The following is a 12,181-nucleotide window of genomic DNA, read 5'->3' on the forward strand; positions in this document are numbered from 1 at the left end:
ACTTTCCATGACTTTCTATAATCGATTTTGGAGCATTCACCCATGGCACTGAAGGGCCGTAATCTTCTTAGTTCCTTGTTTACTTCCTCCCGTTCCAGCCTGACCTGCACCTACAAGTGCGGCAACGCCTGCTTCGGGGAGGCAGACAACCCGACCTCCAACCCGTACTTCGGCGATCAGTTCAGCCGCCGCACCGCGCTGCGCGCCGGCGGCCTGGGCGTCGTCGCCGTCGGAGGCAGCGCCGCCCTGGCTGCCTGCTCGGCCCCGGAGGAGAACACCGGCAGCGCCTCTACCACCACCACCGAGGCCGACGTCGAACTGACCTCCGCCGAGGGTATGAAGTTCGAGCCGGTCGAGCCGAACACCAAGGACGAGGTCGTCGTACCTAAGGGCTACCAGCAGTCCGTGCTCATCGCCTGGGGCGATCCGGTCATCGAGGGCGCCCCGGAATTCGACGTCCACAACCAGACCTCCCAGGACGCGGAGAAGCAGTTCGGCTTCAACAACGACTTCGCCGGCCTAGTAGAGCACCCGAACGACCCGGAGCGCTTGGTCTACGTCTGCAACCACGAGTACACCACCGAGCCGCAGATGTTCCCGGACTACGACGCCGAGAACCCCACCGAGGAGCACGCGAAGATCGGCTGGGCCAACCACGGCCTGACCGTGCTGGAGGTCTCCAAGGCTGAGGGCGGCAACCTCAAGCGGGAGTTCGGCCCGCTCAACCGCCGCATCACCCTGACCACGCCCTTCCGCCTGACCGGCCCGGCGGCCGGTTCGAAGTACGTGAAGACGGACAAGGATCCGGAGGGCACCACCATCTCCGGCACCATGGCTAACTGCTCCGGCGGCGTTACCCCGTGGGGCACCATCCTGTCCGGCGAGGAAAACTTCGACGCCTACTTCGCCAACGCCAAGGTCGACGACGAGCGCGCCCAGAAGTCCCTGGACCGCTTCGGCTTCGAGGACGAGCCCTCCCAGCGCAAGTGGGAGCGCTTCGACGACCGCTTCGATATCTCCAAGACGCCGAACGAGCCGAACCGCTTCGGCTACGTCATCGAGCTGGATCCGCTCGACCCGCAGTCGAGGCCCATTAAGCACTCCGCCCTGGGCCGCTTCAAGCACGAGGCCGCGAACGTCCACGTCACCGACGACGGCACGGTGGTCACCTACTCTGGCGACGACGCCCGCTTCGAGTACATCTACAAGTTCGTCTCCTCCCGCAAGATCAAGGAGGGCGACGCCCGCCACAACATGACCATCCTGGACAACGGCAGCCTCTACGTCGCCGAGCTGAAGGGCAACTCCCCGGAAGAGGAGATCGACGGCTCCGGCGTCCTGCCGGAAGACGGCAAGTTCGACGGCACCGGCGTGTGGAACAAGCTGCTGACCGTGGACGGCGACAAGGCCGAGTCCCACGTGGAGGGCTTCAGCGCCGAGGAGGTCGCCATCTTCACCCGCGAGGCCGCCGACAAGGCGGGCGCGACCAAGATGGACCGCCCGGAAGACGTGGACATCCACCCGCAGACCGGCAAGGTCTACGCCGCCCTGACCAACAACTCCTACCGCGGCGCCACCGGCGAGGACGCGGAGAAGAACCAGGAGGACCCGAAGGAATGGGCCCCGGTCAAGGAGAACAAGAACGGCATGGTCATGGAGATCTCCGACGACCACGCCGGCGAAAAGTTCACCTGGAACCTCTTCCTGGTCTGCGGCGATCCGGCCACCGCGGACTCCTACTTCGGCGGCTTCGACAAGGAGAAGGTTTCCCCGATTTCCTGCCCGGACAACCTGGCCTTCGACTCCCACGGCAACCTGTGGATCTCCACCGACGGCAACGCCCTCGAGTCCAACGACGGCCTGTACGCGGTCACCACGGAAGGCGAGACCCGCGGCGAGCTCAAGTGCTTCCTCACCGTCCCGACTGGGGCCGAGACCTGTGGGCCCATCGTCACCGACGAGCGCGTCATGGTCAACGTCCAGCACCCGGGCGAGGATGACGAGGCCGCCTTCGACGAGCCCTCCTCCCACTGGCCGGACGGTGGCAACTCCACCCCGCGCCCGGCCGTCGTAGTCGTCTGGAAGGAAAACGGCAACATCGGCGTATAGGGTATACTAACCTAACTGTGTTCAGGTTTAGGTTAGTCGCACCCTTGTGCCTCGCGCTCGTGGTCGCCCTGTGTCTGGCAAGCCTCTTTGTCGGCGCGCGGGCGACCACGTTCTCGCAAGTATGGGAGGCCATCCCGGGCGGTTTCCGCTACGCTTTCGACCCCGGCGCGCCCGCGGACGAATTCGAGATGCTCCTGGGCATCCAGCGTCTCCCGCGCACTCTTCTCGCGCTCATCGCCGGCACCTGTCTCGGTGCCGCGGGCGCGCTCACCCAGGCTTTTACCCGCAACCCGCTGGCCGATCCCGGCATCCTCGGCGTGACCGCCGGGGCGGCCGCGGCGGTGGCGCTGGCCGTGTCGACCGGCGTGACGGATTCCTTCGTCTGGCCCGCCATCCTGGGCGCGGTCCTAGTGACCAGCCTGCTGTTCGCGCTTAACTCCAGCGGTAGCCCACTGACTTTCGTGCTCGCCGGCATGGCCCTGTCGGCCGTCCTCATGGCGCTGGTCAACGCCCTGGTCCTCACCAACGACGAGGTGCTCGACGCCATCCGGCAGTGGGCCACCGGCTCGGTCGCGGGTCGCGACTTCGGGACGGTAGAAGTCACCGCGCCCATCGGCATCGTCAGCCTGGTGGCCGCCATCCTGCTGTCCCCGCTGGTCAACCTGGTACTGCTCGGCGATGCCACCGCGCAGTCCCTAGGCGTGCCCGTCTCGGCGGTCCAAGCTGGCGGGGTTATCGTCATCGCCGGCCTGACCGGCGCGGCCGTGGCGGCGGCCGGTCCGGTGGCGTTCATCGGCTTGGCCGCCCCGCACATCACCCGTCGGCTAGCCGGCGTGGACTACCGCCTGATTGTCCCCCTGTCCGGCCTCGTAGGCGGGGTGTGCGCCCTCTTGGCCGACATCCTGGGCCGCCTGCTTGCCCGCCCCGGGGAGCTGCCCATGGGCATCGTCCTGGCGCTGCTGGGCGTCCCGATCTTCATCCTCCTGGTGCGCGGCAACAAGATTGGAGGCAACCTATGATTCGCTGGTTGACTCTCATTGCCCTGGCTGTCCTCGGCGTGGTCGTCTCCGTCATGCAGGGCGATTTGGCGCTTTCCTTCTCCGACGTGGTGGCCGTTTTTACCGGCGGCGGCTCGGCCGCCCACCGCGCGGTCATCCTGGAATTCCGGCTCGGGCGCGCCGTCGTTGCCCTGGTGGTCGGCGCGGCGCTGGCCTACTCCGGCGCGCTCACCCAGTCCGTCGCTCGCAATGGGCTGGCCAGCCCCGACATCCTGGGGGTGACCAACGGGGCATCGTTAGCCGCGGTGGCCGCCATCGTCTTTGGTTGGGGCATGACGCCGGTAGCCGCCATCCTCGGCGCGGCTCTTACCGCCGTGGCCATGGTCTTTTTGGCCGGCCGGGGCCGCAGCATGGTGCAAATCGTGCTGGTCGGCGTGGGCCTGTCGATGTTTTTGTCCTCGCTCACCACCTGGCTTCTGGCCTACGCGCAGCTGGATCGCGCGGCCAGCGCCCGCATGTGGATGGCCGGCTCCCTTAACGGGAGGGACTGGCACCACGCGTGGGTTCCCCTGGCCACCGTGGTCATCGCCGTCGCGCTGGCCGGTTGGCTTTCTTTCCAACTGGCCGCGCTCAGCCTCGGCGACGCCACCGCCCACATCCTGGGGCACAACGTCCGCCTGGCCCAGCTCATCCAGCTGCTGGTGGCAGTCGTGCTGGCTGCCGTTGCCGTCGCGGCCGCCGGTCCGATCGGCTTTTTAGCTTTCGTGAGCCCGCACGTGGCGCGAATGGTCTCCCGCGCCCCCACCCCGCCGCTGCTTTTCTCCGCGGCGGTGGGTGCTACCGCACTGTTGTGGGCGGACATCGTCGCCCGCGTGGTGCTGCCGTGGCCGCTGCCGGTGGGCGTGGTCACCGCCTTCCTGGGCGCACCCCTGCTGTTTATCTTGGTCCTGCGCACCCGAGCAAAGGAAACTGTGTGATGGATATCTTTTCTTTGGACAACGTCAGCGTCGGCTACGGGAACAAACCCGTGGTCACGGACCTGAACCTGCGCCTGCCGGAAGGCGGCATCACCTGCCTCATCGGCCCGAACGGCTGCGGAAAATCCACCCTCCTCAAGTCCCTGTGCGGACTCTTGCCCCACACTGGAAAGCTGGAGTTTTATAACCGCGATCTGGGCAGCTGGAACCGGCGGGAGCGCGCCCGCTACCTGAGCATGCTGCCGCAATCCCCCGTGGCCCCGGAGGGGCTGACGGTCGGCCAGCTGGTCGCGCGCGGGAGGCACCCCTACCAGACGTGGTACCAGCGCTGGTCTGCCGGCGACGACGCCGTCTACACCGACGCAGTCACCACCACCGGCCTAACCGATCTCACGGACCGGCCCCTCCACCAGCTCTCCGGCGGGCAGCGGCAACGCGCCTGGATCGCTATGACCATCGCGCAAGATACCCCAGTCATGCTGCTCGACGAACCCACAACGTACCTCGACCTGGCGACGTCCGTCGACGTCCTGCGCTTGGTCCGGCAACTAGTCGATGCCCGGGGCAGCACCGCCATCATGGTCCTCCACGATCTGAACCTGGCGGCCCGCTGGTCCGATCGTCTAATTCTGCTCGGCGCGGACGGAAAGCTGGCGGCCCAGGGCTCCCCGACCGAGGTCCTCACCGAGGACCTTTTGGCCGCAGTTTTCGGCCTCGAGGCGGTCATTGCTACTGACCCCATAAGTGGGGGACCCTTGGTGGTGCCGCGATAGGTTAGGCTAACCTCCTAGGAGGTAGTCCACTACCTAGGAGGCACCCTTGCCCGTCGCACGACGCATCCTCGCCCTGTCCGCCACCGCAGCTCTTTCGCTCGGCCTCGTCGCTTGCAGCGACAACGCTGAGAATTCGGAAAACGCAGAGAACTCGGAGGCCGCTTCCTCTAGCACCGCAGACAGCACCTTCCCGCGAACGATCCAGACGCAGGACAAGGACCGCCAGGAAACCGATCTCACCATCGAGTCCCAGCCCACGAAGATCGTCTCCGCCTCCGTCACCCTGACCGGCGCCCTGCTCTCCCTCGACGCGCCCGTCGTCGCCTCGGCCGGCGGCAACCCGGACGCCCCGATGTTCGCCGACGGCACCGGCTTCGGCCTGGCCTGGGACGAGGTCGCCCAGCAGAAGGGCATCGACTCCATCTACACCATCGGCTCCGCCTCCGCCGAGGCCGTCCTGGCCCAGGATCCGGACCTGGTGGTCATGTCTAACGTCGGCAACGACTCCGGCGTCGAAATCTACGACCAGCTCAAGGACATCGTCCCGGTCCAGGTCATCGACTACTCCGACCAGTCCTGGCAGGACACCACCCGGGAGGTCGCCGAGGCCGCCGGACTGGAGGACAAGGCCGATGAGGTCATCGGGGACTACGACGCCGCCGTGGAGAAGGCCAAGGGCAACCTGGACATCGAGCAGCCCGTCAACATCGTCTCCCCCACCAAGGACGGCATGAACTTCTTCACCGAAGAATCCGCCCAGGGCCAGATCTTCAGCGACCTGGGCATTGAGGTCGCCACCCCGGCAGAGGACCTCGTCGGCACCTCGGCGCAAGGCTCCAAGCGCGGCGACGTCAAGGCCGTTAACACCGAAAACCTCCCGCTCGCCCTGGACGGCAAGAGCGCCTTCGTTCTCAACCTGGGCGGCAAGCCGGCCGATGAGAAGGTCCGCAAGGATCCCCAGCTGGCCGACACCGAGTCCGTCCGGAACAACCACGTCTACCCGCTGGACGGCGAGTTCTTCCGAATTGACGCCTTCTCCGCGAAGGACCTGGTGGACCACCTGCAGGAAGAATTCGGAAAATAATTCGTACATTTTTTCGAAAAAGGGTAGCGCAATGTCGGACGGTTGCGTATTGTGTGGGTTAGTTAGAACAGATTAGCTAACTCACAACCGGGGGAATTATGCAGCCCTACTACACTGTCAATACTCCCTACTGTCCGACTGCTACCGCCTGTACCACCTACCGCCGCAACTACTACTACCTCTGGCAAGACCTCCGCCCTGCTCGCAGCGCTGACGACGAGCTCGCCATCAAGCGCTTAGCCCTAAAAACCGGTCTCTCCTTCACGCGCGCACGGGATTATTGCGAGAGCCTAGAACGGCTCGACACCTTGCCGAAGTTAAAACACTTAGTCGAAACCCTGCACCACCTCGAGTTCAAACAACTCACCCTCATTGATTCCGTCCTCAACAAACTAGGCGCCACCCCGTCCCCGGAATCGCTCGCGCGGATCGATACCGAACTCGCCGACTACCTGACCCCAACGCAGCCCGCCCAGGTCCTGCCCTCCCACGAAAATCTCCGCCGGAAGCTTAACCGGCTCGTCAACGCAGAATTGGAACTTACCCAACCACCCCACGAGCCTCCCCCCGCCGCATTATTCCGCCGGGCCCGCCGGCTCCAACCGCGGCGAGATCGTCGCGGAATACGACGCGGAGACCACCGCCGCCATGGACGCCGCCATCCGGAAGGTCGCCAAAGACAACAACGTCAGCCCGGCCAAAGCGCTGGCCGGGCTCGTCCTGGGCAAGTATGGCTCGCCGCGCGTCGTACTCAACATGTTCATGGCTCAGGACCTCCCAGAAAGCGGCGGGTTCATCGACGGCTACGGCTGGGTCGACGCAGACACCGCCGACCACATGGCCGAAAAATCCGACCATCAGCGCGACATGGCAGCCGCGGCCGAAAAACGCAGCTCGAACTACCAGACCCCGGAGGGCATCAAGGCCTTCCTCAACGGCCGGGACGGCTGCTGCCGGTACCCGGGCTGCAGCATCCCCGCCATCAGGTGCCAGAAAGACCATTGCAAAGACTTTCACGACGGCGGCCCCACTGCCGCGAGCAACCTGGTCAACCTCTGCCAGCACCACCACAACATCAAGACCGACGGCCGGGTGACTTATATCCTCGACCCGCGCACTGGGACCGTGGTGTGGCTTTCCAACGACGGCACCTGGGAGTCCACGTCGCCGGAAGGCCCGCTGTCCGCGAAAAACGTTAACTGGATGCGGACCATGGCACAGGCGCAGCACTCCCGCCGCGACCGCGCGCACACCAAGGCCACCTCCCCCGTTTTGGAAAACCAGCCCCTACACGAAACTTTCGTGCCACAATAGTGATTCATTGCACACTTCCACGGAGGGTATCATGAACTCACTCATACTCGCTGCCATCGGCGTCGCGATGATGGCCGCCGGGTACCTGCTCTATTCCCGTTTCCTCGGAAACCGAATTTTCCGACTTTCCCCTAACTACGCCACCCCCGCGCACACCATGCGCGACGGCGTCGACTACGTGCCCACCAACAAGTACGTCCTGTGGGGGCACCACTTCACCTCTGTTGCCGGCGCGGCCCCGATCATCGGTCCGGCCGTGGCCGTCATCTGGGGCTGGCTGCCCGCGTTCCTGTGGGTGACCATCGGCACCGTCCTCATGGCCGGAATGCACGACCTCGGCGCGCTGTGGGCATCGCAGCGTCACCGCGGCCAGTCCATCGGTACGCTGTCCGGCCGTTACATCGGCTCGCGCGGGCGCAACCTCTTCCTGGTCGTTATTTTCCTCCTCCTGCTGATGGTCAACACCGCCTTCGCGGTCGTCATCTCCAACCTGTTGGTCTCCACCCCGACCGCGGTCATCCCGACCTGGGGCGCCATCGTCGTGGCATTGTTGATCGGTCAGGCAATCTACCGCTTTAACTGGAACCTGCCGGTGGTCTCCATCGTCGGCGTCGTGGCCCTCTACGCGCTGATGATCATCGGCGACCGCGTGCCGGTGGTGCTCCCGGAGACCGTGCTGGGGATCCCGGCCAACGGCGTCTGGATCATCGCGCTGTTCATCTACGCCTTCGCGGCTTCCCTGCTGCCGGTCTGGGTGCTGCTCCAGCCGCGCGACTACATCAACGGCCTCCAGCTTTTCATTGGCCTGGCCATCCTCTACGGCGCCTTCCTGTTCACCGCCCCGGACATCGTCGCCCCGGCGCTTAACGATGCCGTCCCGGACGGCACCCCCTCCATCTTCCCGCTGCTGTTCGTCACCATTGCCTGCGGCGCGATCTCCGGATTCCACGGCGTGGTGGCCTCGGGAACCTCCTCGAAGCAGCTGGACAAGGAAACCGACGCCCGCTTTGTCGGATATTTCGGCGCCGTCGGTGAGGGCCTTTTGTCCCTGGGCACGATCATCGCGACCACGGCCGGGTTCAAGACCATCCAAGATTGGGAAGAGATTTATCACGAGTTCAACGCCGGGGGCGTGGACGCCTTCGTCGCCGGTGGTGGCTCGTTGATGAACGAGGGCCTCGGTATCCCCACCTCGCTGTCGGGGACCATTCTCGCGACCATGGCCGTGCTCTTCGCCGCCACCACCATGGACTCGGGCATCCGCCTGCAGCGCCTCGTGGTCCAAGAAATCGGCGAGGTCGTCGGGGTGCGGATCGGCGCCCTGGTGGCTACCTGCATCGCGGTCGGCGTGGCCTTCGCGCTGACCTTCTCCCAGGGCACCGACGGCTCGGGCGGCATGACTATCTGGCCGCTGTTCGGCACCACCAACCAGCTGATGGCCGGCCTGACCCTGGCTATCCTGGCCGTCATCCTGACCTACCTGCGCCGGCCGACCCTGCCGGTGCTCATCCCCTTCGCCTTCCTCATGGTCATGTCCGTCTGGGCGCTGATTATGCAGCTCGGCACCTTCTGGCAGGAGCAGAACTGGCTGCTGCTGGTCATGGACGTCATCATCCTCATCGCCGCCCTGTGGGTCACCGTCGAGGCGCTCGCTTCCCTCCAGCGTGCGCGGCGAAGCCCGGCCATTACCTGGACCGACGAGGACGTCGACGCCCCGGAGCCGGTCCGATGAGCCTGCGGCAGCTGCTCCAGGATTACTACGCCGGCCCCTACCGGGCGACCTTCGCCAAAGCCAAGCAGGAGGAGGATGACCTGTTCCTGCTGCTGGTGATGTCGGAGGCGCTCGGGGTTCCCAACCCGGCGACCTATTACACCCTGGAATTGCTGCCGGTCGTCTACGACGAGTTCCACGCCTGGCATCGGCGTATGGGGATGGATCGCTCCCCGCTGGAGGGCATCTCATGCTGCTAAAACCGGTGACGTTTTTCGGCGGCAAGGGCGGCGTCGGCAAGACCACCCTGGCGGCCGCCGCGGCGTGGAAGGCCGCGCAGCAGCATTCGACGCTGTTGGTTTCGACGGACCCGGCGCACAACCTGGGGCACCTCTGGGACGTCTCGCTGGGCGATACCCCCACGCCAGTCGCCGACCGCCTCGACATCGTGGAGATCGACCCGGCCGAGGTCACGGAAAAACACCTGGCCGAGGTCCGGCACACGATGCACAAGATGATGCCGGAGCGGCTGCACTCCCAGGTCAACCGGCACCTGGACCTGGCCCGGCAGTCACCGGGGACGCACGAATCCGCGCTGCTGGAGCGCATGGCGGACCTGGTCGATACCGACTACGAACGGATCATCTTCGATACCGCCCCCAGCGGCCACACCGCCCGCCTGGTGGAGCTGCCCGAAATTATGCAGGCCTGGACCGACGGGCTGTTGGAGCGGCGGGACCGTTCGGATCGTTTTAGCTCCCTGGTCCGCGGGCTCGGCGGGGAGGCCGGTTCCGAGCAGGTGGATAAGCGCAACCAGGAGATCCGGAGCATCCTCTGGCGCCGCCGGGAGCGTTTCGTGCGGCTGCGGGCGACGTTGCAGCAGGACTCCGAGTTCTATCTGGTGCTAACCCCCGAGAGGCTCCCGGTGCTGGAAACCACCGAGTTTTATCACCAACTCCGGGACAGTGGGATGATCGTGGGCGGGGTTATCGTCAATCGCCGGTCACCGCAGGGGCAAGGCAGCTTTATGGAGGCCCGCCGGCGGATCGAGGACGCGGCGCTTAGCGGCTTGGCGCTGCCAGTCCCGACCGTGGAGGTGCCGCTACTTCCCGCGGACGTGGGACCGGAGCAACTCGGTTTCATCGCGGAGCTGCTCTGACTGGTACTCGTCCCAGTTCTTAAAGCCCACGCCCAGCGGCAGGCCGACGTTGTCGATAAGGCGTATTCCGCCCAGGGTGGCGGCGACGAGGAGGCGGGCATCGCCCTGCTCGGGCGCGGGGCCGAGGTCCTTGCCGCGCACGGCGACGTAGTCGGGATCCACGCCGGCGGAGCGAAGGACGGACTCGGTGACCTCGAGGACGTGCTCGGCGCCGGCTTCTGCCGCGTGCGCCCCGGCGGTCAGCGCGGCGGAGATCGCGGTGGCAGCGGTGCGGTACTCGGCAGGCAGGCGGGTGTTGCGCAGGCTCATCGCCACGCCCTCGGCGGTGCGGACGGTGGGCACGCCGTGGAGGCTCACGCCCAGGTGCAGATCGCGCACGGCCTGGTTTAAGGCCAGGTTGTATTCGTAGTCCTTCTCCCCGACCACGACGTCGGAGGGACGTAGCGCGCTGATGAGCGCCAGCGGCAGCGCCAGATCCTGGACGGGTTCCAGGCCCCGGTCGGGGGTCGGAACGGTGATGGTTTTTCCGTGCGGCCAGAGGGTCTCGGCATCGTAGTGCCAGACCACGTCGGCGTCGGGGGCGTCGCCTTCCCGCAGCGCAACGACCACGACGGCCGAGCGGATGGCGCGGGCCGCGCGGATGAGCGCCTGGTGGCCGGCGTGCACTCCGTCGCCCAGGATAACCAGCACGACGGGCCGGCCGGTCTTCGCGTACGCGCTACCGACCATGCGGATCTTGGCAAAGTCACTGGTTTCGATCATTATTCCCCCAGAATTCTAGGTCGATGTCCCCGCGCAATTCTGCCAGCCGGCGGGCATAGCTTAGGTAGGCGGGTTCCCCGTTGTAACCGGCCATGATCTGCTGCGCGGAAAGCAGCGTGTAGTCGTTGCCGCCGCCCTCCCGGGCGAGGATCTCGCGCAGCATTTCCTGCTTGTAGAGCCCGGCGACGAAGCCGGGGCGGTCGGCATCAGCGAGCAGCATATACTTCCCACGCGCCTCGAAGACCAGGAGCGTGGCGACGGTCTCGCCGAGCTCGTCTAGGGCATCGACGGCCCAGGCCTCGTCATCGACCGGGCAGACAGCGGCGACGATAGCGCCGCGGGTCTCCAGGGCATCGAGGGCCTGCGCGCCCCGGGTCAGGCAGGTGTGCATGACGATGGTGCCGGAGCGGACGATGCCGGCTGCCTCGTCGATGGCCCCGGGCAGCCGGTCTTCCTCCACCGCCAGGATGAGGGCTTCCGCGTCCGCGGCGGTGCCGAGCTTGTGGCCGGCTTCGGACAGGCGTTCGGCGAAGAGCTTTCCGGGGGCGGAGTCACCGATCACCCCGATGCGCATGCGCGGTGCGTCCACGGCTACTTCTTTTTCTTCATCTCGGCCATGAGCTCCGCGACGGAGACCGAGCCCTCGCGGTGAGCGTCCTGGCGGCGGCGGCCGCGCTTTTCTTCCTTCGGCTTGCCCACTTCCGGATCCCCGCCGCTATCCCAGCGCACGGCCTGGAAAGAGTCAGTCTGGAAGGTGGGGCCTTCCTTCTTTGGCTCCTCGGCTTCCTGCTTTTCCTTGATGATCTCCTCGAGCGGGGTCTCCTGCGGCGTCTGATTGCCCAGGCGGCCGGCGATGGCGTCCTCGGAGGGGGCGCCGGCGGAGGTCTGCTTGAAGTTGTCTTCCAGCTCCATGATGCGGCGGGCCTCGGCGCGCAGGGCGGCCGGCTCGTAGCCGAACTCGCGGCCCGACAGATCCTCCAGCTGCTTGCGGATGGTGCTCAGCTGCTCACGGATCTCGGCGAGGACCTCCGGCTCTTCGGCGGTCTGTGCCTTTTCCAGCTCCGCCTGGTGGAGCTTCTCGCGGTAGGCGAGCTCGTCCTCGCTCTTCTGGGCCAGGCGGCGGTAGCGGGTGACGAGGAAGAACCCGACCACAGCGGCCCACAGAGCGGCGAGAAGTGCGATCTTTAGCGCGGCGTCGGAACCGGCAATGAGCATGACGATGCTGGCAACAATTGCGAGCACCACCAGCACTGCGAGCCCAATCTGGCCGCGATCGGTCTGGTTATTCATGGCT

Annotated in this window: 12 protein-coding genes; 9 read left to right on the plus strand and 3 right to left on the minus strand. The window is 66.0% G+C overall.

The genetic code is table 11. The features are described from left to right. The first annotated feature begins 42 nt into the window (after positions 1-42). The 9 genes from VVS03_RS05255 (at position 43) to VVS03_RS05295 (ending at position 10,125) form a co-directional block, all read left to right on the plus strand. Positions 43-2,109: a PhoX family phosphatase gene (locus VVS03_RS05255; RefSeq protein ID WP_368534215.1), complete on the plus strand. Its 2,067-nt coding sequence runs from the start codon at positions 43-45 to the stop codon at positions 2,107-2,109. A gap of 59 nt (positions 2,110-2,168) precedes the next feature. Next, on the plus strand, positions 2,169-3,128 hold the full coding sequence (locus tag VVS03_RS05260) for a FecCD family ABC transporter permease (RefSeq protein WP_368534633.1): 960 nt from the start codon (positions 2,169-2,171) through the stop codon (positions 3,126-3,128). A gap of 8 nt (positions 3,129-3,136) precedes the next feature. Beyond that, entirely contained in the window at positions 3,137-4,084 is a 948-nt protein-coding gene (locus VVS03_RS05265) for a FecCD family ABC transporter permease (RefSeq protein WP_368534213.1), read from the plus strand. Then, a complete protein-coding gene (locus VVS03_RS05270; protein WP_368519876.1) occupies positions 4,084-4,857 on the plus strand; it encodes an ABC transporter ATP-binding protein in 774 nt (257 codons plus the stop codon). Before VVS03_RS05265 ends, VVS03_RS05270 begins: the two co-directional genes overlap by 1 nt. A 46-nt stretch (positions 4,858-4,903) precedes the next feature. Continuing rightward, entirely contained in the window at positions 4,904-5,941 is a 1,038-nt protein-coding gene (fepB, locus tag VVS03_RS05275; protein ID WP_368534212.1) for a Fe2+-enterobactin ABC transporter substrate-binding protein, read from the plus strand. 648 nt (positions 5,942-6,589) lie between these two features. Continuing rightward, on the plus strand, positions 6,590-7,255 hold the full coding sequence (locus tag VVS03_RS05280; RefSeq protein WP_368534211.1) for an HNH endonuclease signature motif containing protein: 666 nt from the start codon (positions 6,590-6,592) through the stop codon (positions 7,253-7,255). A gap of 31 nt (positions 7,256-7,286) precedes the next feature. Beyond that, a complete protein-coding gene (locus tag VVS03_RS05285) occupies positions 7,287-8,987 on the plus strand; it encodes a carbon starvation protein A (protein WP_368519879.1) in 1,701 nt (566 codons plus the stop codon). Next, positions 8,984-9,226: a cory-CC-star protein gene (locus VVS03_RS05290; protein ID WP_290223308.1), complete on the plus strand. Its 243-nt coding sequence runs from the start codon at positions 8,984-8,986 to the stop codon at positions 9,224-9,226. The genes VVS03_RS05285 and VVS03_RS05290 overlap by 4 nt, the downstream gene beginning before the upstream one ends. Continuing rightward, on the plus strand, positions 9,217-10,125 hold the full coding sequence (locus VVS03_RS05295) for an ArsA family ATPase (protein ID WP_368534210.1): 909 nt from the start codon (positions 9,217-9,219) through the stop codon (positions 10,123-10,125). The genes VVS03_RS05290 and VVS03_RS05295 overlap by 10 nt, the downstream gene beginning before the upstream one ends. Here the strand turns inward: VVS03_RS05295 and VVS03_RS05300 are convergent. The 3 genes from VVS03_RS05300 to VVS03_RS05310 are packed head-to-tail and all read right to left on the minus strand — an operon-like array spanning position 10,069 to position 12,177. After that, positions 10,069-10,887, minus strand: coding sequence for a pantoate--beta-alanine ligase (locus VVS03_RS05300; RefSeq protein WP_368534209.1), 819 nt, complete (start codon positions 10,885-10,887; stop codon positions 10,069-10,071). The genes VVS03_RS05295 and VVS03_RS05300 overlap by 57 nt on opposite strands. Continuing rightward, the gene (locus VVS03_RS05305) at positions 10,871-11,476 is read right to left on the minus strand and encodes a hypothetical protein (RefSeq protein ID WP_368534208.1); all 606 of its coding nucleotides are present in this window, start codon (positions 11,474-11,476) and stop codon (positions 10,871-10,873) included. The genes VVS03_RS05300 and VVS03_RS05305 overlap by 17 nt, the downstream gene beginning before the upstream one ends. A 2-nt stretch (positions 11,477-11,478) precedes the next feature. Next, positions 11,479-12,177 (minus strand): DUF6779 domain-containing protein, encoded by a 699-nt coding sequence (locus VVS03_RS05310; protein ID WP_368534207.1) that lies wholly within the window; start codon positions 12,175-12,177, stop codon positions 11,479-11,481. Between the last annotated feature and the right edge of the window lie 4 nt (positions 12,178-12,181).

This window comes from Corynebacterium sp. LK2537 (assembly GCF_040946485.1).
Taxonomy (GTDB): Bacteria; Actinomycetota; Actinomycetes; order Mycobacteriales; family Mycobacteriaceae; genus Corynebacterium.